The organism is Actinoallomurus rhizosphaericola (assembly GCF_024055675.1).
GTDB classification, from domain to species: Bacteria; Actinomycetota; Actinomycetes; order Streptosporangiales; family Streptosporangiaceae; genus Actinoallomurus; species Actinoallomurus soli.
Genome location: NZ_JAMXMW010000001.1, coordinates 16,444 through 40,150, shown reverse-complemented (window position 1 = coordinate 40,150; position 23,707 = coordinate 16,444). Strand labels below are relative to the sequence as shown.

The window sequence follows — 23,707 nt, the reverse complement described above, 5'->3', positions numbered from 1 at the left end:
TCACCGTTGGCGGAAACGCGCCGCGGCCCGCGCGCGCCTTGGGTGAGGTGCGCGGGCCGCGGTGCGGGTGGGTCAGAGTCGGGCGACGCCGTCCTTGCGGGCCTGGTCGGCGACCGCCTGGGTGACGGCGGGCGCGACGCGCTCGTCGAAGGGACTCGGGATGACGTAGTCCTCGGACAGGTCGTCGCCGACCACGTCGGCCAGCGCGCCGGCCGCCGCGAGCTTCATCCCCTCCGTGATCGTGTGCGCGCGGACGTCGAGGGCCCCGCGGAACACCCCGGGGAACGCCAGCACGTTGTTGATCTGGTTGGGGAAGTCGCTCCGCCCCGTCGCGACCACGCGGGCGTGCCGCCGGGCGATCTCCGGGTGGATCTCCGGCTCCGGATTGGACAGCGCGAACACGACGGCGTCCTCGGCCATCACGTCGAGGCAGTCCTCCGGGATGGTGGCGCCCGACAGGCCGATGAAGACGTCGGCGCCGTGCAGGGCGTCCTCGGTGGAGCCCTTGAGCCCGGCGCGGTTGGTCTCACGGGCGAGCGCCCGCTTGATGGGGTTCAGCCCCTCGCGGCCCTCGTGGATCAGGCCCTTGCTGTCGGAGAGGGCGAGGTCCCCGATCCCGGCGTTCAGCAGGATGCGGGACACGGCCACTCCGGAGGCACCGGCCCCGGCCACGACCGCGCGCATCTTCGACAGGGGTCTGCCGATGAGGCGCGACGCGTTGCGCAGCGCGGCCAGCGCCACGATCGCGGTGCCGTGCTGGTCGTCGTGGAACACGGGGATGTCGAGGGCCTCGCGCAGCCGGTCCTCGATCTCGAAGCAGCGCGGCGCGCTGATGTCCTCCAGGTTGATGCCCCCGAAGCTGGGCGCGAGGCGGGTGATCGTCTCGACCAGCTCATCCGTGTCGGTGCAGTCGAGGCAGATGGGCACGGAGTCGACTCCGGCGAACTCCTTGAACAGCAGCGCCTTGCCCTCCATCACCGGCATGGCCGCGGCCGGGCCGATGTCGCCGAGACCGAGCACGGCGGTGCCGTCGGTGATGACGGCCACGACCTTGGAGGTCCAGGTGTAGTCGTAGGAGAGCTCGGGCCTCTCCGCGATCGCGGAGCACACGCGCGCCACACCGGGGGTGTACGCCAGGGCGAGGTCGTCGTTGTCCCGGACCTGGACGGTGGAACAGACCTCGAGTTTGCCTCCGCGATGCAACGCGAAGGCCGGATCATCGTCGTAATTGTGCGGTTCGACAGGCTCAACGGCCACAGCGACCCCTGCTACTAGTGGAAATACGGGCAGACGACCGCATTTGCCTCCGGGTCAATGGACAGCGCGGCCGTCTCTCGATGTGTACGGGGGTCACCCGTCGACCAATGGTCCCACACCCTACGGCGCTCGGCAGTCAGCGGGGCGCAATGTGTGAGACAAGACATCGCCCGTTATCCATTCGTGTCAATCTTGATCACGATCCGGGTGAGAGTAGGCCAAGATGTCGTCCGACTCCCCCGTACGTCCCCCCGCCTCCGCCCCGAGGAGGAGCACTGCGTCCCCGTCCCTTCGGCCGCCGCCTGATCGCGGCGGCCCTCACGGCCCTCACGACGGCCTCCGCCCTCTCGGCCTGCCGGGACACCGATCCCGCAGGCGCCCTGGGCCGCGTACGGAAGGCCGGAAAGATCGTCATCGCGACCGACGCCCTGTATCCGCCGAACGAGTTCAAGCAGGACGGACGGATCGTGGGCTTCGACATCGACCTGGGCACCGCGATCGCCCGGAAACTAGGCGTTCAACCGCAGTTTCAGGACATGGAATTCGAGTCGATCTTGCCCGCGCTGACCGAGGGCAAGTACGACCTCAGCCTCTCCTCGTTCACTGACACGCGGGAAAGGGAGAGCCGGCTCGATTTCGTGACGTACCTGTCCGCGGGCACGATGCTGCTGGTCCGAAAGGGAAATCCGAAACGGCTGCGGCCCGACGGCCCGTCCCTGTGCGGCCGGCGGATCGCCGTGGAGAGGGGAACGACGCAGGAGGAGGAGCTCACGCCTGCCAGCGCGGCCGAGCCGGACGCCGGCTCGCGCCTGGGCGCGTGCAAGAGCGCCCGTAGGCCCGCGCCCGTCCGGCTGTCGTTCGACGACCAGTCCGCCGCCAACGCCGCCCTCGCCAAGGGGCGCGCCGACGGCGTGCTCGCCGACACGCCGTCCGTGATCTACGGCGCGAAGCAGTCCGCCGGCCGCTTCGAAACGTCGGGGCAGCCGTACGGCGACGCGCTGTACGGGATCGCGATCCCCAAGCACCACGACGACCTGCGGGACGCGGTGTTCAAAGCGGTCAAGGACCTGATCGACGGCGGCGTCTACCGGCAGCTCACCGACAAGTGGGGCATCTCGGCGGGGGCCGTCCGCGAGCCCAAGATCAACGCGGCGGCGAGCTGAGACCTGCCCGAAGATCGTCCGGCCGTTGTGGGATTGTTTCAAGGCAGTAATCGCACTTCGGACGGGGTTGCGCCAAGATGTCGCACAACCACCGTGCAATCGACCGGGGCGTGACCGCCCCGTAAGCCTGGAGGAGGACGCCGTGCACAGCGGTCTTCGCCGTCACGCCATCGGGGCGGGCATCTCGGTCCTGGCGGCCGCCGTCGCCCTGTCCGCCTGTAACGCCAAGACGACGTCCCGGGGCAGTAAGAGCGCACTCGATACGATCAAGAAGAACGGCAAGATCGTCATCGCCACCGATGCGTCCTACGCCCCGAACGAGTTCAAGCAGAACGGCCAGATCGTCGGGTTCGACGTCGACCTCGGCACCGCGATCGCCAAGAAGCTGGGCGTCACCGCGGAGTTCCAGGACGTCAAGTTCGACAACATCCTCCCCGCGCTGCAGAGCAAGAAGTACGACATCGGCATGTCCTCCTTCACCGACAACAAGCAGCGGGAGGCCAGCTTCGACTTCGTCACGTACTTCACGGCGGGCACCGGCCTGATGGTCAAGGCCGGCAACCCCGAGAAGCTCAGCCCGGACGACCTGTCGCTCTGCGGCAAGAAGATCGCCGTCGAGAAGGGCACGACGCAGGAGGACGAGCTCACGCCGAAGTCCGCGGCCAAGCCCGACGCCGGCGCGCGCCTCGACAAGTGCAAGCAGGGCGGCAAGCCGGCTCCGACGAAGATCTCACTGGACGACCAGAACGCCGCCAACCTGGCTCTCGGCGCCGGCCGTGCCGACGCCGTGCTGGCCGACTCGCCGGTCGCCGCGTACGCCGCCAAGGAGTCCGGCGGCAAGTTCGTCATCGCCGGCAACGCCTACGACACGGCCCCGTACGGCATCGCGGTCCCGAAGAACGAGAACGACCTGCGGGACGGGATCCTGAAGGCCGTCAAGGATCTGATCACGGACGGCACCTACAAGCAGCTGACCGAGAAGTGGGGCATCTCCGCGGGTGCCCTGACCGACCCGAAGGTCAACGGGGCGAGTGGCTGAGGCGAACGTGACCGAGATCGACAGCACCGGATCGGCGCGGCCTGAGAGCATCAAGGCCGTGCCGGTCCGGCACCCCGGCAGGTGGGTGAGCGGCGCGGTCATCCTCGTGCTGGCCGCGATGTTCGTCCACATGCTGTTCACCAACAAGAACCTCGACTGGACGACCTTCCAGAAGTTCTTCTTCGACGGCGGCATCCTCAAGGGCCTCGTCGCCACGCTGGAGCTGACGGTCATCGCGATGGCCATCGGCATCGTGGGCGGCATCATCCTGGCGTTGATGCGGCTGTCGGCGAACCCGCTGATGTCGTCGGCGGCCTGGCTGTACATCTGGTTCTTCCGCGGTACGCCGGTCCTGGTCCAGTTGATCTTCTGGTTCAACATCAAGTCCCTGATGGGCGACATCTCGCTCGGCATCCCGTTCGGGCCGACCTTCATCACCTGGGACGTCAACAGCCTGGTCACCACCTTCATCGCGGCGATCCTGGGCCTCGGCCTGAACGAGGCCGCGTACATGTCGGAGATCGTCCGGGCGGGCATCCTGTCGGTGGACGAGGGTCAGACCGAGGCGTCACAGGCGCTGGGCATGCGGCGGCTGCAGATCATGCGGCGCATCGTGCTCCCCCAGGCGATGCGCGTGATCATCCCGCCGACCGGCAACGAGACCATCTCGATGCTGAAGACGACCTCGCTCGCCTCCACCGTGGCGTTCACCGAACTGCTGAAGGCCGGCGAGGACATCTTCAACGCCAACTACAAGACGATCCCGCTGCTGATCGTGGTCAGCGTCTGGTACATCATCGTCACCTCGATCCTCTCGGTCGGGCAGTACTACCTGGAACGTCACTTCGGCCGCGGCTCCGCACGGGAACTGCCGCCGACCCCGCTGCAACGGCTGCGGCGGAACCTGACGACCTTCCACGCCAAGCCCCCGGCCGTACGGGAGGGGTCCGCATGACGGAGAACGCACCGGCGAACGACGTGATGGTCAAGGCCGAGGGCGTCCACAAGTACTTCGGCCGCCTGCACATCCTGCGCGGCATCGACCTGGAGGTCCGCAGCGGTCAGGTGATGTGCGTCATCGGCCCGTCCGGTTCCGGCAAGTCGACGTTCCTGCGCTGCATCAACCACCTCGAGAAGATCGACGCGGGGCGGCTCTGGGTGGACGGGCACCTCGTCGGCTACCGGCAGCGGGGCGACAAGCTGCACGAGATGCACGAGAAGGAGGTCGCCGCGCAGCGCCGGGACATCGGCATGGTGTTCCAGCGGTTCAACCTGTTCCCGCACATGACGGCCCTGCAGAACATCATGGAGGCGCCGGTCCGGGTCAAGGGCGAGCCCCGCCAGGTCGTACGGGAGCGGGCGCTCCGGCTCCTCGATCAGGTGGGACTGTCCGAGAAGGTGGACAGCTACCCGTCGCAGCTGTCCGGCGGCCAGCAGCAGCGCGTGGCCATCGCGCGGGCGCTGGCGATGGAGCCGAAGCTCATGCTGTTCGACGAGCCGACCAGCGCGCTCGACCCCGAGCTGGTCGGTGACGTCCTCGACGTCATGCGGCGGCTCGCGGAGGACGGCATGACGATGGTCGTGGTGACCCACGAGATGGGCTTCGCCCGCGAGGTCGGCGATTCGCTGGTCTTCATGGACGGCGGCGTCGTCGTGGAGGAGGGCGACCCCCGCGAGGTGCTCACCGACCCGCAGCACGAGCGCACCCAGAACTTCCTGTCCAAGGTGCTCTGAGGTTCTACGCGTCGTTCCGTGTCCGCGCGCTCCGGCCCCGCCGGGGCGCGCGGAGCCGTACGGAGGGGCGGGGCCAGTAGCGCGCGATGACGCGCCCGACGATCAGATCGTCCGGCACGGCGCCGAAGTCCCAGCTGTCCTGCCGTCCTGGGGCCCGCTGGTTGTCGCTCTCCAGCCACCACCCGTCGCGGTCGCGCCAGGCCACCCGCTTGACGATCAGCCGGGCCTCGCGGGGATGACGCGCGACGACGATGTGGCCGGGGGCGAGGCGGGCGCCGCGGCGTACGAGGAGCCAGTCGCCGGGCCGCAGGACCGGCAGCATCGACTCACCCGTGACCTCGACCGTCTGCACGTGGGTCACCTCTCTGCGCGCGGGAAGGGTACCAGGAGTAGTGTCTGCTAGCGGAGCATGATCCGAAACAACGGAAGGGACACGCAGGTGCTTGCACGACTTCTGCGCCCTAAGACCACGGCGTCGGCCCACTGCGACCTGCCCTGTGGTGTGTACGACCCGGCGCAGGCCCGGATCGAGGCCGAGTCGATCAAGGCGATCATCGAGAAGTACCAGGCCAACGACGACCCGGTGTTCCGCGCTCGGGCTCTGATCATCAAGGAGGAGCGCTCCCAGCTGGTCAAGCACCACCTGTGGGTGCTGTGGACGGACTACTTCAAGCCGCCGCACTTCGAGAAGTACCCGCAGCTGCACCAGCTGTTCAACGAGGCCACCAAGCTCGCGGGTGCCGCCGGCACCAAGGGCACCCTCGATGTGGCCAAGGCGGACGAGCTCCTCGCCAAGATCGATGAGATCGCCAAGATCTTCTGGGAGACCAAGAACGCCTGATCCGGGCTTCTCTCGGCCGGGATCGGACCAGCGGCGGGCCCGCGGGAGCAGGGGCCGTACGGGCGGCCCCCGTCGGCGGCCAGACGCCCCCCGGCCTCTACGATCATCACTTCGACGTCCGAGCGCGCCGGATGCGCGCGCGGGTGCGTTGAGGCGGTAGTTTCGACATCAGCGGGTAGCCCCAACGAGGGAGTGACGTGACCGAGGAAACCGCGGCCATGGCGGCGAGTGTGTCCGACGTGCGCGACGTCGTGACCGTACGGCTGCCGGCCGACAGCGCCTACCTTTCCGTGCTGCGCACGGCCACGGCCGGGCTGGCGGCACGCCTCGACTTCAACCTCGACGAGATCGAGGACTTGCGGATCGCGATCGACGAGGCGTGCGCGATGCTCCTGGCCCAGGCGGTGCCGGGCACGGATCTGACCTGCGAGTTCGAGCTGACCGACGACGCCATGAGCATCTCGGTCTCGGTCCTGACCGTGGACGGCCTGGAGCCCAGCCGGGACACGTTCGCCTGGACCGTCCTGAGCTCGCTCGCGGGCGACGTCGATGCCAAGGTCGGTGTCGACGACCGGGTGACCATCGTCATGAACAAGCGGCGCGGGAAGACGTCATGAACGCCGCGATCCCCACGGCACTCGATCACCGCCCACGCGGCTTCGGGCCGCTGAGCGAGGTGGACGCGTGACCGAGAAGACCACGGTGGCCGGCAACGAGCACGGAGTGCCCGACCGCGCTCGAGCGCGTCTGCTGTTCGAGCGGCTCGCCACCCTGCCCGAAGGCGACCCGGAGCGCCAGCGCATCCGGGACGAGCTGGTGGAGCTGCACCTGCCGCTCGTCGAGTACCTCGCCCGCCGGTTCCGCAACCGCGGCGAGTGGCTCGACGACCTCGTCCAGGTCGCGACGATCGGGCTGATCAAGTCGATCGACCGGTTCGACCTCGAGCGTGGCGTGGAGTTCTCCACGTACGCCACGCCGACGATCGTCGGTGAGATCAAGCGCCACTTCCGCGACAAGGGCTGGGCGGTCCGCGTGCCGCGCCGGCTCCAGGAGCTGAAGCTGTCGCTGACCAAGGCGATCAGCGACCTCGCCCAGCGCGAGGGCCGGGCGCCGACCGTCAGCGAGCTCGCCGCGCACCTGCAGATGAGCGAGGAGGAGGTGCTGGAGGGCCTGGAGTCGGCGAACGCCTACTCCACCGTCTCCCTCGACGCGCCCGACTCCGGCGACGAGGACGCCCCGGCGGTCGCCGACTCCCTCGGCATCGTCGACGACGCCCTCGAGGGCGTCGAGTACCGCGAGTCGCTCAAGCCGCTGCTGGAGAAGCTCCCTGCCCGGGAGAAGCGCATCCTGCTGCTGCGGTTCTTCGGCAACATGACGCAGTCGCAGATCGCCGCCGAGCTCGGCATCTCGCAGATGCACGTCTCCCGGCTGCTGGCCCGCACGCTGGCCCAGCTCCGGGACGGCCTGACCGCCGACGACTGAGCCCGCACAGACCGACCGAACACGCCCGCCGGAACACCCGTTCCGGCGGGCGCGTCGTTTCCGCCGTCCCGGCGGCGCGTCGTTCCCTGCTGCGCGTGTCGTCTCCGGCGGGCCCGTCGTCTGCGGTCACTCGTCGATGAGGGCGCGGGTCGTCGGGGGGCTGAGCAGGGCGGCGGCGCCGACGACGGCGACCACGACGAGGACGATCCCCAGGACCTGCCGATGACTCTGGAACATCGACACGGCGATGATCAAGGTGAAGATCTGGGTGAGGAGCGCGGGCGCGCGTCCCCAGCGGCGTACCTGCCACAGCCCCCAGCCGACCGCGATGATGCCGGCGCCGCCGAGGACGGCCATGAAGGCGAGGGCGACGGCGCTCGCGAGGTCGTGGGGACGGCCGATGACGGCCTCGACGCCGACGTACAGGCCGACGGCCAGCACGGCGACCCCTTCCAGGGCCTCGACGACGGCTGCGGCGCTCAGAGTGGCTGGACGTGTGGACACAACCGGAACAGTAGCCGGGCGCGTCGCCCCGTGATGGCCAGGCCGCACCATCCACTGGTCTGCGGTGAAGCTACCCTTTTGGCGTGCGCGCTCTCTTGATCGCCAACCCGAAGGCGACGACAACGTCACGGCGAGCCCGGGACGTGCTGATGCGCGCGTTCGCCGGCGAGGTGCGGCTGGAGCTCGCCGAGACCCAGCGGCGCGGGCACGCGATGGAACTGGCCGAGCAGGCGGTCGGCGAGGGCTACGACGTGATCATCGCCCTGGGCGGCGACGGCACCGTGAACGAGGCCGTCAACGGGCTGCTCGCCGCGGGGCCGTCGCAGGACCTGCCAGCGCTCGCCGTGGTCCCCTCCGGCAGCGCGAACGTCTTCGCCCGCTCCCTCGGGCTGCCGAACAACGCCCTCGACGCCGCCGGGCAGGTCCTGGAGGCGCTGCGAGCCGGGCGTCACCGTACGGTCGGCCTGGGCATGGCCGACGACCGGTACTTCACGTTCTGCGCGGGCCTCGGGCTCGACGCCGAGGTCGTCCACGCCGTCGAGCAGCGCCGGGCCGCCGGCTCCCGTGCGTACTCCACGCTGTACATCCGCACGGCGCTGCGCCAGTTCTTCGTGCTGACGGACCGGCGCCGCCCGGCGCTCACCCTCGAGGTGCCCGGCAAGCCGCCGCTCGGTCACATCTTCATGGGCATCGTGTCGAACACCTCGCCGTGGACGTACGCCGGTCCCTGGCCGGTCGACCCGAGCCCGCGGGCGGCGTTCGCGACCGGCCTGGACCTGTTCGGGCTGCGGCGCCTCGACGTGCTGTCGACGTTGAACGTGCTGTCGCAGATCCTGCCGCCGTTCCAGCGGCAGCCGCGCGGCAGCCAGGTCCTCGGTCTGCACGACCTGACGGAGTTCACGCTGCGCTCCCACCGGCCGATAGCGTTCCAGGTCGACGGGGACTACCTCGGGCAACGCGAGTCGGTGACCTTCCGGTCCGTTCCCAAAGCGGTGCGCATCGTGATCTGAGTCACGAAGTTACGTTCGGGTTTCGGCCATGTGACACACGCGACAGCCATACTTTGAGAAAAGTTTCTCAAAGCTCTTGCGCCCTCTCTGACGCCCTGGGAATCTCTAAGTGGCGCGCGGCATCGGGTATCACCCCTGGTCGAGACCGCCATGAACACTTCCCGGACCTTACCCATGGTCCTTGGACTGTTCGCGACATCGTGAAACCGTTCACAAGTGGAGTCGACACTTCACGCGCTACGAAGGAGTGGACCGCATGGACTGGCGCCACCGCGCTGCCTGCCGTGACGAGGACCCCGAGCTGTTCTTCCCGATCGGGAACACCGGCCCCGCGCTGGTACAGATCGAAGAGGCCAAGCAGGTATGCCGCCGCTGCCCGGTGACCGACGCCTGCCTGAACTGGGCACTGACCTCAGGCCAGGACGCCGGGGTCTGGGGCGCGATGAGCGAAGACGAGCGCCGCGCCCTGAAGCGCCGGAACGCCCGCGCCCGCGCTCGCGCCCACGTCTGAGAGACCACCCTGAGAAACGACGTCCGCCGCATCGTGGCTCGCAGATCGGCCCATCGACATCGCGCCGGATCAACGCCCGTGACCCCAGGTCACGGGCGTTCGTGTTTCCCGGGCCCCGCCGGGCTCGGGCGGCCCGTCCGCCCCGCGGAGCTCAATCGGCCCGTCGGCCCCGCCGGGCTCGGCCGGCCCGCCCGCCGCGCCCTCCGGCTCGGGCGGCGGCGCAGGTCGCCGCTCCGCCCGGACGGCCCGCGCCGCTGACCGGTCGCCCGGCTCAGGGGTGCGGAGCCGTACGCGGCCCCTGGTCCAGGGGGATGTCCAGGACCACTTCCGTGCCCCCGCCCTGACGCGGCCGCAGGTCGATGACCCCGCCCAACTCCCCCACGATCAGCGTGCGGACGATCTGCAGGCCCAGGCTCGCGGTCGAGTCGACGTCGAAGTCGTCGGGCAGCCCGCTCCCGTTGTCGGCGACCAGCACCTTCAGCCGCTCGTCGCCGCGCGTCACCACCACCTCGAGGGTTCCGGGGCGGTTCGCCAGGCCGTGTTCGAGGGCGTTCTGCAGCAGTTCGGCGAGGACCATGGCGACCGGGGTGGCGATCACCGCGGGCAGCACCCCGAAACTCCCCACCCTCTTCGGCCGCACCCGGGTCTCCGGCGCCGAGACCTCCCCGGCCATGGCCATGACCCGGTCGGCGATGTCGTCGAAGTCGACCAGCTCCTCCGGCGTGTGCGAGAGCGTCTCATGGACGATCGCGATCGAGCCGACCCGGCGCACGGCCTCCTCCAGGGCGGCCCGTCCTTCCGGAACCCGCAGCCGCCGGGCCTGCAGGCGCAGGAGCGCCGCGACGGTCTGCAGGTTGTTCTTCACCCGGTGGTGGATCTCCCGGATCGTGGCGTCCTTGCTCATCAGCGCCCGGTCGCGCCAGCGCAGCTCGGTGACGTCCCGCAGCAGCACGAGCGCGCCCGTACGGTCCCCGTCGACGATCAGCGGGATGGCCCGCAGCTGCACGATCGCGCCGTTCGACTCGATCTCGGTCTCGCTCGGGGCGCGGCCGCCGGCGACCACCGCCAGCGAGTCGTCCACCGCCGTGTTGATGAGCCGGGCGGTGGTGTCCCCCAGCAGCGTTCCGACCAGGTCGGTGGCCAGCCCCAGCCTGCGGTACGCCGACTGCGCGTTGGGACTCGCGTAGAGCACCCGCCCGTCCCGGTCCACCCGGATCAGGCCGTCGCCGACCCGCGGAGACCGGGCGAGGTTCGGCTCCACCTCACGGAACGGGAACCGCCCCTCGTCGATCATCTTCGCCAGGTCGCTGGCGCTCTGCAGGTACGTCAGCTCCAGGTGGCTGGGCGTACGCGCCGAGCTGAGGTTCGTGCTCCGCTGGATGATGCCGAGGATCCGGCCGTCCCGGCGTACGGGAATCGCCTCCTCCCGCACCGGGATGCCGCTCCCCCACTCCGGGTCCCCCTCCCGGCAGATGCGCTCCTCCGCCCAGGCGACGTCGATCAGGCCGCGCCCGCCGGGCTCGACGACCATGCCGACGAGGTCGTCGGTGTAGGCGGTGGGGCCGGTCGTGGGCCGGATCTGGGCGACGGCCACCCAGCCGTCGACGGCACCGGGGCCGCCGCCCCCGCGGGAGCGGCGGCCGGTCAGCGGGACCCAGAGCACCAGGTCCGCGAACGACAGGTCGGCGAGCAGCTGCCAGTCCGACACCAGGGCGTGGATCCATTCCAGGTCCGCCGCGTCCAGATCGGTGTGCTGCCTGGTGAGGTCGGTCAACGTGGGCACGTCTGCATAATCGCAGGCGGGGCTGGAATGATTTCCGGGTGGACCCACTTCAGCGGTTGACGGCCGCGACCCACGAGCGCACGGCCGCCGGCCTGCACCGGACGCTGCGCCCACGCCCGCCCGTCGCGTCGCTCCTCGACCTGGCCTCCAACGACTATCTCGGCCTGTCCCGCGACGCCCGGCTGGCCGAGGGGGCGATCGAGGCCGTACGCAAGTGGGGGGCCGGATCCACCGGGTCGCGTCTCGTCACCGGGACGACGGAGCTGCACGCCGAGCTGGAGCACCGGCTGGCGGAGTTCACCGGCATGCCGTCGGCCCTGGTGTTCTCCTCCGGCTACCTGGCCAACCTGGGGGCCCTCACCGCGCTGCGCCCCCGGCTGATCGTCTCCGACCAGGGCAACCACGCCTCGCTGATCGACGGGTGCCGGCTGTCCCGTGCTGCGGTCACCGTCACGCCGCACGGGGACGTCGCGGCCGTGGACGCCGCCCTGACCGGCTCGGCGGACGCGGTCGTCGCGACCGACGCGGTGTTCTCGGTGGACGGCGACCTGGCCCCGCTCCGTGAGCTGCACCGGGTCGCCCGGCGCCACGGCGCGATCCTCCTGATCGACGAGGCGCACGCGCTCGGCGTCGTCGGGCCGGGCGGCCGGGGCGCGGCGTACGCCGCCGGGATCGCCGGCGAGCCCGACGTCGTTCTCACCGCCACCCTGTCCAAGTCGCTCGGCGCGCAGGGCGGTGTGGTCCTCGGCGCGCCCGAGGTGATCGAGACGCTGATCGACACGGCGCGTTCGTTCGTCTTCGACACCGGGCTGGCGCCCGCGTGCGCGGGTGCGGCCCTCGCCGCGCTCGGCGTGCTGGCCGCCGAGCCGGACCTGCCGGAGCGCGCCCGCGCCCGCGCCCTCCACCTGGCCGATGTCGCCCGTGGGCTCGGGCTCGAGACGACGTCCCCGGCCGCCGCCGTGGTCCCGGTGATCATCGGGGACCCGAACGAGGCCGTCCGCGCGGCGGAGCTGTGCGCGGACCACGGGGTCCGGGTCGGCTGTTTCCGGCCGCCCTCCGTTCCGGTGGGGCGCGCCTGCCTGCGGCTCACCGCACGCGCCGACCTCGGCGAGGCGGATCTCACAGCCGTCACGCGAGTACTGGCTAATGTCAAGAAGCGGACCAGACCGTACCCTGCTCCTAACGCCGGAGCGACGCGGCGGTGAACGTAAGGAGTGCGCGTGACGGCTGAGCAGGCACCGGAGCTCGGGATCGAGCCACGGATCCCGAAGTACTACCGGCTGAAGAAGCGCCTCATCGAGCTGACCGAGGCGCTGACCCCGGGAAGCCCTCTCCCGCCCGAACGCACGCTCGCGGAGAAGTACGGCACCTCCCGTACGACCGTACGGCAGGCCCTCGCCGAGCTGGTGATCGAGGGACGCCTGCAGCGGATCCAGGGCAAGGGCACGTTCGTCGCCAAGCCCAAGGTCGCCCAGGAGCTGCAGCTCGTCAGCTACACCGAGGACATGCGGCACCACGGCCTCGAACCGGAGACCCGCATCCTCGACATCGACTACGTCACCGCGGACGAACGGGTCGCCGGCCTGCTCGGCATCCGGCCCGGCGGCCGCGCCCTGCGCATCCACCGGCTCCGCCTCGCCGACGGTGAGCCGATGTCGATCGACACGTCCCTGCTGCCCGCCCGCCGCTTCCCCGGCCTCCGCAAGGAGCTGCCGCGCCACGGTTCGCTGTACGAGACCCTCGCCACCGCGTACGACGTGCACCTCGCCGAGGCGGAGGAGACCATCGAGACCGTGCTGGCCACCCCCGACGACGCCCAGCTCCTGGGCGTCGACGTGGGCCTGCCGCTCCTGCTGCTGTCCCGGCACGCCTTCGACGTCGACGGCCACCCCGTCGAGTGGGCCCAGTCCTTCTACCGCGGCGACCGCTACAAGTTCATCACCCGCCTCCGCCGCCAGGGTCAGACTCCCTGACGGCTCCTGCGACCCGACGGGCCCGTCCGTGAAGTGATCGGGGGCCTGCCGCGACGCTGCGCGGACGCCGAGATCGGCGCGGGACGCCTCCCCCTTCACGATGCCGCGTCGGCGTCTCCCTGACCCGCCGTCTGGGCGGCGGTCGCGCGCAGTGCGTCCAGCGCGTCGGAGAGGTGATCCCGCAGGGACCGGCCGTCGGTCGATCGCGTCCATCGCCGCATCGCGGTCTGGTGCACCACCATGCCGGCGCGGGCGCAGAGGAGCGCCGTGTCGGGGTCGACGCCTCGCGCGCGGAGCGCGGCGGCGACGGCGTCGGTGAGCGCGGCCTGCTTGCGGAGCTCGCGTTCCCACAGTTCGGGATTGGCCTCGACGATGTCGCGGCGGCGCGTCGCCGCGTCGCGGCGCGCCTCGAACACCGCGTCGGCGGCGGCCTGCAGGCCGCGGACGACGGCTTCGAGCGGCGGCAGGGTCTCGGGGCACGCGGCGATCTCGCGGGTGACGGTCTCCCGCTGCATCTCGGAGACCGGGCCGAAGAGGACCTCGCGCTTGTCGCCGAAGTGATTGAAGAACGAGCGCTTGCTGAGCCCCGCCCGTCTGCTGATCTCCTCGATCGTGGTGCGCTCGAAGCCCTGTTCCGCGAAGAGGTCGAGAGCGGCGGCCTGCAGGCGGCCGACGGCGTCCGGTTCCCATCTCGGCATGCCTGCGAGCGTACCCATTGCACAAAGTGCAGTCAGCGTCGGTAGACTGACTGCACCAAGTGCAGTCACCGTGCCGACTCGTACCTCGGCGCGGCCTCGAAGGAGGTCCAGCAATGCGGGTATTCGTCACCGGCGCCTCAGGGCACATCGCCTCCGCGGTCATCCCCGAACTGGTGTCGGCCGGTCACAGCGTCGTCGGGCTGGCCCGCTCGGAGCGGTCGGCGGCCGTCGTGCGGTCGCTCGGCGCCGACGTCCGCCATGGCGACCTCGACGACCTCGACCGTCTGACCGCCGCGGTCCACGACACCGACGGTGTCATCCACCTCGCGTTCAAGCACGACGAGATGCGCGCCGGGGACCTGGGCGGCGCGGCCACCGCCGACCTGCGTGCGATCGAGACGATGGGTGCCGCCCTGCGAGGCACGGGGAAGCCCTTCGTCGGCACGAACGCCCTGCTCGGATTGGCGCTCGCCGGCTCCCGCGCGAGGATCACCGAGCACGACGTGTGGCCCGGGGGACCGCGGATCGACGCGGAGAACCGGGTGATCGCCCTCGCCGAGCAGGGAGTACGGACCTCGGTCGTCCGTCTGCCGCCGACGGTGCACAGCCGCGGCCGCTACGGCTTCGCCTCCGGCCTCATCGCCATCGCGCAGGCCACGGGAGTGTCCGGGTACACCGGCGACGGCGCCAACCGATGGCCCGCCGCGGACACACGCGACGTCGGCCGCCTCTACCGCCGCGCGCTCGAATCCGCGCCCGCGGGGTCCCGTCTGCACGCCGTCGCCGAGGAGGGCATCGCCCTCCGGGACATCGCCGCGGCCATCGCCCGCCGGCTCGGCGTTCCGGCCGCACCCATCGCGCCCGAAGACGCCGCGGAGCATTTCGGTTATCTGGCCGCCTTCATCGGCCTCGACGCTCCCACCTCGAGCCAGAGCACCCGCGACCTGCTCGGCTGGACCCCCGCGAGACCCGGCCTGATTGCGGACCTCCTCGAGGAGGAGAACGGGCGGAACGTTCATGCCGAGGATCGGAGTCGCCATCGGCACGGAAATCCTCGGCGCTGAGGCTCTCGTTCGGCGTCTTCTCTCATTACGCTCACTCGAATGAGTGTGCTGGTGGTCAGCGGGACGGATACCGGGGTCGGGAAGACGGTCGTCACGGCGGCCCTCGCGGCGTTGGCACGGGCGCGTGGCGCGTCGGTCGCGGTGGTCAAACCCGCACAGACCGGTGCGCGCCCGGACCAGGCCGGGGATCTGGACGAGGTGCGGCGGCTCGCGGGCGTCGGCGATCTGCACGAGTTCGCGCGCTACACCGACGCGCTCTCACCGGCGGCGGCCGCCCGGCGGACCGGGCTCCCGCCGCTCGATCTCCGCACGGCCGCCGAGCGGATCCAGGCGCTCGACCGTGACCTGGTGATCGTCGAAGGGGCCGGCGGGCTGCTGGTGCGCTACGACGAGGACGGCACCACGCTGGCCGACCTCGCGCACTCCCTGCGGGCGCCCGTGCTGGTCGCCGTGCGGCCGGGGCTGGGCACGCTGAACCACACGGCGCTGACGCTGGAGGCCATGGCGAATCACGGGCTCGAACTCGCCGGGGTCGTCATCGGGTCCTGGCCGCGCCGGCCCGGCCTCGACGACCTGTGCAACGTCCGGGACCTGGAGACGATCGCCGCCCGCCCGCTGTCCGGGGCGCTGCCCGAGCGGTCCGGAGAGCTGTCCGGGCCGGAGTTCCTGCTGGCCGCCCGCGACGGTCTGGCCCCGCATCTCGGCGGCGTGTTCGACGCCGCGGCCTTCCGCGCGGACTGCGCCGCCCGCGCCCGCAGCTGGGACCTCATCCCCTGAACCCCCCTACGACCCGCTCCCCCCGACCTACCAGGGAACCGCGCGGCCTCGGAGCACGTCTGAGTTCCGGGGACGCGCCACGCACTGAGGAGCGATCTTCTATGAAGGCCATGGTCGTGGTGGCCGCCGCGCTGGCGGCGGCGGGCTGTTCCGGACGTTCGGAGGCCGGGCTCGATCCCACGCCGGCGCCGCCGCCGGCGTCCGCGCCGTCGGCGTCCGCACCGTCCGGCACCGCGCTGGTGCTGCGGACGAGCACGAGCGGGGGCATCGCCGGGCTGGGCGGCCCGGGGAGCCTGCCGGACTTCTCCCTGTACGGCGACGGGCGCGTCGTCGCCGGGGCCTCCGGCGCGCTGACCGAGTACCGGCTGACCCCGCGGGCGGTGCGGCGCATCGTGTCGGCGGCTCGGAACGCCGGGCTCGCGACGCCGCGGACCGTGGAGAGCCCGTACATGGCCGACGCCATGTACGCGGTCATCACCTTCGTCGTCGACGGGCGGCCGCGTACGACCCGGCTCGTCGAGCCGGTGAGCGACGGCAGGGCGGCGGCGTTGCTCGCCCTGCTGAACCCGTCGGCCTGGGCGCGCGGCGACCTCGCCGCCGCGCCGCACCCGTACCGCCCGGCCAAGGTCGCGGCGCTGGCGCTGCCCGGATCCGCGACCGGAGCGCCGCGGTGGCCGTTCGCCGTGCCGCTCGGCTCGGGGACGCGGGTGGGCACGCGGACCTGCACCGTCCTCACCGGCGCGGACGCACGGAAGGCGCCGGCCGGCCGGTGGAGCGACTGGACGGATCACGGCCGGTTCTACCGGGTGATGTTCCGGCCGCTGCTGCCCGACGAGGCGGACTGCTCGGCCCTCGCCTGACCGGTCAGGGCGTCCCCTCCGAGTCGGCCTTCCCCTCCGAGTCGGCCTTCCCTTCCGAGTCGGCGTTCCCTTCCGAGTCGGGCGGCCCCTTCGGGTCCGCCGTCGCGTCCGGGTCCGCCGTCGCGTCCGGGTCGGCCGTCGCCGGGTGGGTCGCGTGGCCCTTCGAGGGGCGGGTGGGCGGAGACGTCTTGGAAAGCATCCCCTTCGGTGACCGCACTTGCGGCGTTGCCCGCTTCTCCGGCGGCACGTACACCGGCGGGGTGGTCGGCGGCGTCGGCGGGGTGGGGCTCGGCGTGGGCGTCGCGAACCGCTGGGGCGTGCCGACCCAGGCGGGCGGCGGGAAGTCCTCGGGGGGCCGGTCGGCGACGGCGGTGGTCGTGACGGCCTTCCAGATGGCGGCCGGCGTGCCGGTGGTCTTGCGCAGGGGCGCGTCACCCTGGTTGATCAGCGGACGGTTGCTGGCACGGTAGGTGACGACGGCGGTGGCCACGCTCGGCGTGTAGCCGCAGTACCAGGCGGCGGCGTTGGCGTCCGTGGTGCCGATCTGGCCGGCCGCCGGGCGGTCGAGCACGGCCCGCGCGCCGCCCACCTTCGCCCCGAGCCCGAGGGCGAAGGTGACGTCCGCCGCCACGGCCGGGGACAGCGCCCGCCGGACGTGCGGCCGTACAGTCAGCAGCGTCTTCCCGGACGCGTCCGTGACGCGGGCGATGATGTGCGGGTCGGCGTACCGGCCGTCGGCCAGGGCGGCGTACGCCGCGGCCTGGTCGACGGCGTGGACCCGAGGCGGCACGGGCCGGCTCGGGAGGCCGACGCGGCCGGCGGCGGAGGCGCCCGTCTTCGCCCCCAGCCGGGCGAACACCGTGTTGTACGAGGCGGCCGTGGCCTCGAGCAGGTCCGTCGCGCCGGCCTTGTGGTCGTCGTCGTTGCGGACGTCCTTCAGGGGCGAGCCGTCCACGACGCTGCGCAGGCCGATGCCGTCCTGCAGGGCCGTGGCCAGGACGAACGGGTGGAAGGAGGAACCCGCGGGCAGGTCGGCGAGGAACGCGTTGTCGTACTGGTGCTTGAGGTAGTCCCGTCCGCCGTACGCCGCGAGGATCTCACCGGTGCCCGGCCGTACGGAGACGAGCCCGGTCTCGATGTCCTTGTCCCCGCCGACCGCATCGGCCACCGCGCGCGGCGCCTCCTCCTGCGTCGCACGGTCGAGGGTGGTGGTCACCCGCAGGCCGCGCCGGTAGATCGCGTCGTCGTCGAAGCCCCGCCGGTGCAGTTCGCCGGTGATCCGCTCGATCAGGTAGCCGCGCTGCCCGCCGTACAGCGCGTCGGTGTGCGCGGGCGCGACCTTCGGGAACGCCGGCCGTGGCCCCTTCGGCAGCACTCCGGTGCTCATCATCCCGTCGATGACGTACCGCCAGCGGGCCTGCGTCTGCGCGGTGTGCCCGAGCGCGGGATCGAGGTACGACGGCGCCTGGATCACCCCGGCCAGCAGTGCGCTCTCGGCCGGGGTGAGGTCACCGACGTCCTTGCGGAAGTACGCGCGCGCGGCCGCCTGCACCCCGTACGCCCCGCGGCCGAAGTAGACGGTGTTGAGGTACTGCTCGAGGATCCAGTCCTTGGACCGGGAGCGATTCAGCTTCACCGCGATGAACAGCTCCTTGACCTTGCGGTCGAGCGTCTGGCGGGGGCTCAGGTAGGCGACCTTGACGTACTGCTGGGCGATGCCGGACCCGCCCTGGCGCGGCCCGCCGGACAGCGCGGCCAAGACCGCGCGGGTCAGGCCGGTGGGCGAGACGACGGGTTCGCTGTAGAAGCCGCGGTCCTCGGCGGCGAGGACCGCGCCCCGCAGGTGCGCCGGGATCGACCGCAGCGGCACGGCGACGCGGTTGAGCCGTCCGACCTGGGCGATCGGGGTCCCGTCCCGGTAGTACAGGATGCTCGCCTCCGCCCGCGCGGCGGCGCTGACCGGCGGCACCTTGACCTGCGTGTAGACCACCCAGAGGCAGATTCCGAGGACCACGACGAGACCGCCGAGCACGTAGCCCGCCCGCCGGACCAGCCGCAGCCTGCGGCCCTTGCGCGGTATGAGGCCCCCGAGACCCCGTACCGCCATCCGCGTCCATCGTCTCCGCTCGCGTCTGCGACGTCCTGCCATGTCGATCAACCATCGTCAGGAAGCGTCATCAAGCTGTCGGGATGCGGTCACACTTCCCGGAAAATGTCTGGATTCGGTGACAGAACCACGCCGCGGGGCCCGCCGCTCGATAATGGGCCGATGGTCGCGATCTTGCTGGTGGAGGATGACCCGTCGGTCCGTACGGGGCTGGAGCTCGCCCTCACCCGTCAGGGGCACTCGGTCACCGCACGGACGACGGGCGAGGAGGGCCTCGAGTACGCGCGGGCGCGCCGCCCGGAGATCGTCGTGCTGGACGTCATGCTGCCCGGCCTGGACGGCGTGGAGGTCTGCCGTCGGCTCCGTAAGTCCGACGAGATCCCGATCATCCTGCTGACCGCGCGGGGCGAGAGCCTGGACGTGGTCGTCGGCCTGGAGGCGGGTGCCGACGACTACGTGGTCAAGCCCGTCGAGCCGGCCGTGCTGGACGCGCGGATCCGCGCCGTCCTGCGGCGCGCCGAGAAGACCCCGATGAGCCGTTCCAGCTTCGGCGACCTGGTCATCGACCGGGCGGCGCTGCGCGTCACGAAGGCCGGCGAGGACGTCCACCTCACCCCGACCGAGCTGCGGCTGCTCCTGGAGCTGACCCGTCATCCCGGGCAGGCGCTGACCCGCGGCTACCTGCTGCGGGAAGTGTGGGACCACGGCTACGCCGGTGACTCGCGCCTCGTGGACGCCTGCGTGCAACGGCTGCGCGCCAAGATCGAGACGGACGCGGCCGCGCCCACGCTGATCCAGACGGTCCGCGGCTTCGGCTACCGGTTCACGGCACCGTGATCAGCGGACTGCGCGCGCGCCTGTTCATCGCATTCGTCGCCGCCTGCCTCGCCTCCACCGCGCTCGTCGCCGGCATCGGGTACGTCCTCGTCCGCCGGGCCATCCTGCAGCGGGCGCAGGACGCCGTCCTCATCGACACGCGCGAGACGCTCGCGCACACCGTGCCCGGCGACCTGTCCGCCCCGGTGCCGGAGCGGACGCTGCGGGACGTGGCGACCGCGCTGGTGCGCCCCGACCGGTACGTGGTCGTGACCGACGGCACCACGGTGGTCGCCACCGGGGAGTTCGGCCCGCGCGACGTGCCCGCCGGCCTGGCCTCCCACGCCGCCCAGGGGCTGTACTTCCAGCGGGTCGTCATCCACGGGACGCCCTGGCTCGTCACCGCCACGCGCGTGCGGGGCCGCGACGGAGGGCCGCTGCCGCTCGCCGTCGCCGTGTTCGCGTCCCTCGCCAAGGAGAACGCCGACCTGGACCGCATCCAGAGCGCCCTGACGCGCGCGGGCGCGCTGACGATCGTCCTGGCCGTGGTCCTCGCCGCGCTCCTGGGGCGCAGCGTGCTGCGGCCGCTGCGCCGTCTCGCCCGGGCCGCCCGCTCGCTCGGCAAGGGCCAGCTCGCCGCCCGCGTCGACGTGCGCGGCCGGGACGAACTGGCCGACGTCGCGCGGATCTTCAACGAGAGCGCCGCGTCCCTGGAGTACACCGTCGGTGAGCTGCGCCGCCTCGAGGCCACCGCCCGGCGGTTCGCCGCCGACGTCTCGCACGAGCTGCGCACCCCGATCGCCGCCATGACCGCCGTCACCGACCTGCTGGAGGAGGACGCCGCCCGGCTCCCCGCGGACACCGGCACGGCGGCCCGCCTGGTCGCCGAGCAGACCCGGCGCCTCGGCGCCCTGGTGGAGGACCTGCTGGAGATCAGCAGGATGGACGCCGGGACCGCCGACCTGACCCTGGACGACGTGCCGCTCGCCGCCCTCGTCCGCGAGTGCGTGACCACCCGCGGCTGGGCCGACCAGGTCGTCATCGAGATCCCGCCCGGCCTGCGTGCACGGCTCGACGCCCGGCGGTTCGACGTCATCATCGCCAACCTGGTGGCCAACGCGCTGCGGCACGGCGCCCCGCCCGTCCGCGTCGTCGCGCGGCCCGGGCTGGAGGTACGGGTGATCGACAATGGTCCCGGCATCCCGGACGACGTGCTGCCGCACGTGTTCGACCGGTTCTTCAAGGCGGACCCGGCGCGCCCGGCGGGCAAGGGCACCGGGCTCGGCCTGTCGATCGCCCAGGCGAACGCCGCCCTGCACGGCGGGAGGATCGAGGCGGGCAACGCGCCGGGCGGCGGCGCGGTCTTCACCGTACGGATCCCGGCATGAGGCGGCCCGTACGCGCGGTCCCCGTGGCCGCCGTGGTCTGCCTGCTCGCGGGGTGCGGAGTGCGCCCGACCGGCGTGGTGAGCGCCGGAGAGGCGCCGACCGCGACCGCCACCTCCCTGCCCAAGGCACGGGTGTACTTCTTCGATGACGGCGGCCTGACGGCCGTGGAGCGGTCCGTTCCGCCGTGGGACAGCCAGGCGGTGTTCGACGCCCTTCTGGCCGGTCCGACCGCCCAGGAGCGCGAACGCGGCCTGCACACGGAACTGACGGCGGATGTCACCATCCACCCGATCGGCACCAAGGCGATCTTCGTCGAGTCCCGGCGCCGGCTGATGCAACAGGCGGTGGACGGATATCAGCAGATCTTCTGCACAGCACGTCTGCTGCCCGGCGCGCCGATCGTGAGAGGCCCGTCTCTCAATCCGGTCCTCATCGAAAAGCTTTCGTCCGCCCCGTGCCAGGCGGGCGACGGCCCGGCCGGGGCCGGGTCCAGCGGCCCGGAGGGGGTGCCGACCGCGGACCCGACCGCCACCTCCCCGTACCCCGGACCGATCGGGGCCACGGGCGCTCCGACGGTGACCGTGCCACGGAAACGGCTGCTCTCGCCCGGGAACGGCTCTCCGCCGGTGCCGAAGCCGACGGGCTGAGCACCGGGACGTTACCGGTTCGTTATCTGGACGCCGCAGGCCGAGATCGGTTTGTGATCACATGCGTTCAGAGTGGCGGGAGCGAACCTTTGTTCCGAAGGGGCCCCGACATGCCGAACAAAGCCGCACCACCGACCCGCCCTCTCGTGCGGGTCGTGATCGCCGTCCTCCTGATCGCGCCCTTCGTCATCTACCTCGCCGTCCCGAGCTACGCGAAGATCAAGCCCCGCCTCGCCGGCTTCCCCTTCTTCTACTGGTGGCAACTGGTCTGGGTGATCCTCACGGCGGCCTTCATCGGCCTCGCGTACGCGCTCACCCGCCGCGAGACCGGCGGATCCTCCCCCGACCGGGCCGACGAGAAGGGCGAGTGAGTCCATGGACCACGTCAACGGCGTCGAGCTCGCGGTCTTCGTCTTCTTCCTCCTCCTGGTGACCGTCGTCGGGTTCGCCGCCGCCCGGTGGCGACGCGGCCAGACGCTCCTGCACCTGGACGAGTGGGGCCTCGGCGGGCGCAGCTTCGGAACGTTCGTCACCTGGTTCCTGCTCGGCGGCGACCTCTACACGGCCTACACGTTCATCGCGGTGCCCGCCGCGGTGTTCGCCAGCGGTGCGATGGGCTTCTGGTCCCTGCCGTACGCCGCGATCGCCTACCCGATCGTCTTCCTGATCGGCCCCCGCCTGTGGTCGGTGTCCCACGTCCACGGGTACGTCACACCGGCCGACTTCGTCCGCGGCCGTTTCGGTTCCAAGAGCCTGGGCCTGGCCGTGGCCGTCACCGGAATCCTGGCGATGATGCCCTACATCGCGCTGCAGCTCGTCGGCATCCAGGCCGTTCTCACCGTCATGGGGGTCAAGGGCTCCGGCCTGGCACGGGACCTGCCGCTGTTCATCGCGTTCGGGCTCCTGGCCGCCTACACCTACACGTCCGGCCTGCGGGCTCCGGCGCTGATCGCCTTCGTCAAGGACGCGCTGATCTACCTCGTGATCATCGTGGCGATCCTCTACATCCCGACGAAGCTCGGCGGCTGGGGCCACATCTTCGACACCGCCCAGGCGTCCCTCACCAAGGTCAACCCGGCGACCCACAAGCCCGGCGGATCGATCGTCACCAGCGACCTGAACCACTGGGCGTACGGCACGCTCGCCCTCGGTTCCTCGCTGGCGCTGTTCATCTATCCGCACACCGTGACGGGGGCGCTCGCCGCCGGCCGCCGCAACGTGATCAGGCGGAACGCCGCGCTGCTCCCCGCGTACTCCCTGCTGCTCGGGCTCCTCGCCCTTCTCGGCTACATGGCGCTGGCAAGACCCGACGTGGCGGCCGCCGTGAAGGCCGCGAAGAATCCGCAGCTGGCCGTACCGACCCTGTTCGACCACGTCTTCCCCAGCTGGTTCACCGGGGTCGCCTTCGCCGCCATCGGCGTCGGCGCGCTCGTCCCGGCGGCGATCATGTCGATCGCGGCCTCGAACCTGTTCACCCGCAACGTCTACAAGGCCTTCTTCCGGCCGGAGGCGTCCCCGGCCGAGGAGACGCGGGTCTCGCAGTTCGTGTCCCTGCTCGTGAAGGTCGGCGCGCTCATCTTCGTCCTGGCCTTCGACAAGTCGCTGGCGATCAACCTGCAGCTCCTCGGCGGCATCTGGATCGTGCAGACCTTCCCGTCGCTGGCGATCGGGCTGTTCACCCGGTGGTTCCACCGCTGGGCGCTGCTGGCGGGCTGGGCCGTGGCCATGGTGTACGGGACCGTCACGGCGTACCGGCAGTCCTCGCCCACCCAGAAGCACTTCGGCCAGTCGATCGCCGACATCCCCCTCATCCACCACACCGGGTACATCGCGCTGACCGCGTTCGTCCTCAACATGCTGGTCGTGGTGGTGCTCACCGTCCTGCTGAGGGCGCTGAAGGTCGCGGACGGCGTTGACGAGACCAGCCCGGCCGACTTCCTCGCGGACGCCGACGACGCGCGCGTCCGCGACCTCCCCGAAGTGACCACCGGCTGAGCGCCTGCGGCGGCCGCTCCGAGGCTGCCGCAGGCTACGGGGGTACATGGTCGGTTTT

The 23,707-nt window shown here is 71.4% G+C and carries 25 protein-coding genes; 19 read left to right on the top strand and 6 right to left on the bottom strand.

Annotated features, from left to right (window positions below; genetic code table 11):
- Nucleotides 1–72: 72 nt before the first annotated feature.
- Entirely contained in the window at nucleotides 73–1,257 is a 1,185-nt protein-coding gene (locus NE234_RS00230) for an NAD(P)-dependent malic enzyme (RefSeq protein WP_252775634.1), read from the bottom strand.
- An 80-nt stretch (nucleotides 1,258–1,337) separates the two neighbouring features.
- On the opposite strand from NE234_RS00230, the gene NE234_RS00225 reads away from it, so the two are divergent.
- From NE234_RS00225 to NE234_RS00210, 4 genes are all read left to right on the top strand, one after another.
- Nucleotides 1,338–2,420: an ABC transporter substrate-binding protein gene (locus NE234_RS00225; protein WP_308206833.1), complete on the top strand. Its 1,083-nt coding sequence runs from the start codon at nucleotides 1,338–1,340 to the stop codon at nucleotides 2,418–2,420.
- Nucleotides 2,421–2,562: 142 nt separating this feature from the next.
- On the top strand, nucleotides 2,563–3,459 hold the full coding sequence (locus NE234_RS00220; RefSeq protein WP_252775631.1) for an ABC transporter substrate-binding protein: 897 nt from the start codon (nucleotides 2,563–2,565) through the stop codon (nucleotides 3,457–3,459).
- 7 nt (nucleotides 3,460–3,466) lie between these two features.
- On the top strand, nucleotides 3,467–4,414 hold the full coding sequence (locus tag NE234_RS00215; RefSeq protein ID WP_252775629.1) for an amino acid ABC transporter permease: 948 nt from the start codon (nucleotides 3,467–3,469) through the stop codon (nucleotides 4,412–4,414).
- Nucleotides 4,411–5,193 (top strand): amino acid ABC transporter ATP-binding protein, encoded by a 783-nt coding sequence (locus NE234_RS00210; protein ID WP_305886646.1) that lies wholly within the window; start codon nucleotides 4,411–4,413, stop codon nucleotides 5,191–5,193. The genes NE234_RS00215 and NE234_RS00210 overlap by 4 nt, the downstream gene beginning before the upstream one ends.
- Nucleotides 5,194–5,197: 4 nt before the next feature.
- On the opposite strand, the gene sodX is transcribed toward NE234_RS00210, so the two are convergent.
- A complete protein-coding gene (gene sodX / locus NE234_RS00205) occupies nucleotides 5,198–5,554 on the bottom strand; it encodes a nickel-type superoxide dismutase maturation protease (RefSeq protein ID WP_406566914.1) in 357 nt (118 codons plus the stop codon).
- Nucleotides 5,555–5,632: 78 nt separating this feature from the next.
- On the opposite strand from sodX, the gene sodN reads away from it, so the two are divergent.
- The 3 genes from sodN (at nucleotide 5,633) to NE234_RS00190 (ending at nucleotide 7,516) form a co-directional block, all read left to right on the top strand.
- On the top strand, nucleotides 5,633–6,034 hold the full coding sequence (gene sodN, locus NE234_RS00200; RefSeq protein ID WP_252775627.1) for a superoxide dismutase, Ni: 402 nt from the start codon (nucleotides 5,633–5,635) through the stop codon (nucleotides 6,032–6,034).
- Between the two features lie 197 nt (nucleotides 6,035–6,231).
- The gene (locus NE234_RS00195) at nucleotides 6,232–6,651 is read left to right on the top strand and encodes an ATP-binding protein (RefSeq protein WP_252775625.1); all 420 of its coding nucleotides are present in this window, start codon (nucleotides 6,232–6,234) and stop codon (nucleotides 6,649–6,651) included.
- A gap of 106 nt (nucleotides 6,652–6,757) precedes the next feature.
- Nucleotides 6,758–7,516 carry an RNA polymerase sigma factor SigF gene (locus tag NE234_RS00190; RefSeq protein ID WP_252777388.1) on the top strand — a complete coding sequence of 253 codons (759 nt, stop codon included), beginning with the start codon at nucleotides 6,758–6,760 and terminating at the stop codon, nucleotides 7,514–7,516.
- Between the two features lie 126 nt (nucleotides 7,517–7,642).
- Here NE234_RS00190 and NE234_RS00185 read toward each other — a convergent pair whose 3' ends face one another.
- Nucleotides 7,643–8,020 carry a hypothetical protein gene (locus NE234_RS00185; RefSeq protein ID WP_252775623.1) on the bottom strand — a complete coding sequence of 126 codons (378 nt, stop codon included), beginning with the start codon at nucleotides 8,018–8,020 and terminating at the stop codon, nucleotides 7,643–7,645.
- Between the two features lie 83 nt (nucleotides 8,021–8,103).
- On the opposite strand from NE234_RS00185, the gene NE234_RS00180 reads away from it, so the two are divergent.
- Both NE234_RS00180 and NE234_RS00175 read left to right on the top strand, forming a co-directional pair.
- Nucleotides 8,104–9,030 carry a diacylglycerol/lipid kinase family protein gene (locus tag NE234_RS00180; RefSeq protein WP_252775622.1) on the top strand — a complete coding sequence of 309 codons (927 nt, stop codon included), beginning with the start codon at nucleotides 8,104–8,106 and terminating at the stop codon, nucleotides 9,028–9,030.
- A gap of 256 nt (nucleotides 9,031–9,286) precedes the next feature.
- Nucleotides 9,287–9,541: a WhiB family transcriptional regulator gene (locus NE234_RS00175; protein ID WP_252775620.1), complete on the top strand. Its 255-nt coding sequence runs from the start codon at nucleotides 9,287–9,289 to the stop codon at nucleotides 9,539–9,541.
- A gap of 271 nt (nucleotides 9,542–9,812) precedes the next feature.
- Here NE234_RS00175 and NE234_RS00170 read toward each other — a convergent pair whose 3' ends face one another.
- The gene (locus NE234_RS00170; RefSeq protein WP_252775618.1) at nucleotides 9,813–11,324 is read right to left on the bottom strand and encodes a histidine kinase N-terminal domain-containing protein; all 1,512 of its coding nucleotides are present in this window, start codon (nucleotides 11,322–11,324) and stop codon (nucleotides 9,813–9,815) included.
- Nucleotides 11,325–11,362: 38 nt separating this feature from the next.
- Here NE234_RS00170 and NE234_RS00165 point away from each other — a divergent pair, with 38 nt between their 5' ends.
- Entirely contained in the window at nucleotides 11,363–12,529 is a 1,167-nt protein-coding gene (locus tag NE234_RS00165; protein ID WP_252775616.1) for an 8-amino-7-oxononanoate synthase, read from the top strand.
- A gap of 15 nt (nucleotides 12,530–12,544) precedes the next feature.
- Entirely contained in the window at nucleotides 12,545–13,297 is a 753-nt protein-coding gene (locus NE234_RS00160; protein ID WP_252775615.1) for a GntR family transcriptional regulator, read from the top strand.
- Between the two features lie 95 nt (nucleotides 13,298–13,392).
- Here the strand turns inward: NE234_RS00160 and NE234_RS00155 are convergent, their stop codons facing one another.
- The gene (locus NE234_RS00155) at nucleotides 13,393–13,995 is read right to left on the bottom strand and encodes a TetR/AcrR family transcriptional regulator (RefSeq protein WP_252775611.1); all 603 of its coding nucleotides are present in this window, start codon (nucleotides 13,993–13,995) and stop codon (nucleotides 13,393–13,395) included.
- A gap of 113 nt (nucleotides 13,996–14,108) precedes the next feature.
- Between NE234_RS00155 and NE234_RS00150 the strand changes: the two genes are divergently transcribed.
- From NE234_RS00150 to NE234_RS00140, 3 genes are all read left to right on the top strand, one after another.
- Nucleotides 14,109–15,059 (top strand): SDR family oxidoreductase, encoded by a 951-nt coding sequence (locus NE234_RS00150; protein WP_252775609.1) that lies wholly within the window; start codon nucleotides 14,109–14,111, stop codon nucleotides 15,057–15,059.
- A gap of 39 nt (nucleotides 15,060–15,098) precedes the next feature.
- Nucleotides 15,099–15,836 carry a dethiobiotin synthase gene (gene bioD, locus NE234_RS00145; RefSeq protein ID WP_252775607.1) on the top strand — a complete coding sequence of 246 codons (738 nt, stop codon included), beginning with the start codon at nucleotides 15,099–15,101 and terminating at the stop codon, nucleotides 15,834–15,836.
- A 101-nt stretch (nucleotides 15,837–15,937) separates the two neighbouring features.
- A complete protein-coding gene (locus tag NE234_RS00140) occupies nucleotides 15,938–16,696 on the top strand; it encodes a hypothetical protein (RefSeq protein WP_252775605.1) in 759 nt (252 codons plus the stop codon).
- A gap of 4 nt (nucleotides 16,697–16,700) precedes the next feature.
- On the opposite strand, the gene NE234_RS00135 is transcribed toward NE234_RS00140, so the two are convergent.
- The gene (locus tag NE234_RS00135) at nucleotides 16,701–18,803 is read right to left on the bottom strand and encodes a transglycosylase domain-containing protein (RefSeq protein WP_252775603.1); all 2,103 of its coding nucleotides are present in this window, start codon (nucleotides 18,801–18,803) and stop codon (nucleotides 16,701–16,703) included.
- A gap of 162 nt (nucleotides 18,804–18,965) precedes the next feature.
- Here NE234_RS00135 and NE234_RS00130 point away from each other — a divergent pair, with 162 nt between their 5' ends.
- From NE234_RS00130 to mctP, 5 genes are all read left to right on the top strand, one after another.
- On the top strand, nucleotides 18,966–19,640 hold the full coding sequence (locus NE234_RS00130; RefSeq protein ID WP_252775601.1) for a response regulator transcription factor: 675 nt from the start codon (nucleotides 18,966–18,968) through the stop codon (nucleotides 19,638–19,640).
- The gene (locus NE234_RS00125; RefSeq protein ID WP_252775599.1) at nucleotides 19,637–21,007 is read left to right on the top strand and encodes a sensor histidine kinase; all 1,371 of its coding nucleotides are present in this window, start codon (nucleotides 19,637–19,639) and stop codon (nucleotides 21,005–21,007) included. The genes NE234_RS00130 and NE234_RS00125 overlap by 4 nt, the downstream gene beginning before the upstream one ends.
- Nucleotides 21,004–21,654 (top strand): hypothetical protein, encoded by a 651-nt coding sequence (locus tag NE234_RS00120; protein ID WP_252775598.1) that lies wholly within the window; start codon nucleotides 21,004–21,006, stop codon nucleotides 21,652–21,654. Before NE234_RS00125 ends, NE234_RS00120 begins: the two co-directional genes overlap by 4 nt.
- Before the next feature lie 110 nt (nucleotides 21,655–21,764).
- Nucleotides 21,765–22,025: a DUF3311 domain-containing protein gene (locus NE234_RS00115; RefSeq protein WP_252775596.1), complete on the top strand. Its 261-nt coding sequence runs from the start codon at nucleotides 21,765–21,767 to the stop codon at nucleotides 22,023–22,025.
- 4 nt (nucleotides 22,026–22,029) lie between these two features.
- Nucleotides 22,030–23,649, top strand: a complete 1,620-nt coding sequence (mctP, locus tag NE234_RS00110) for a monocarboxylate uptake permease MctP (RefSeq protein WP_252775594.1) — start codon at nucleotides 22,030–22,032, stop codon at nucleotides 23,647–23,649.
- Nucleotides 23,650–23,707 lie beyond the last annotated feature (58 nt).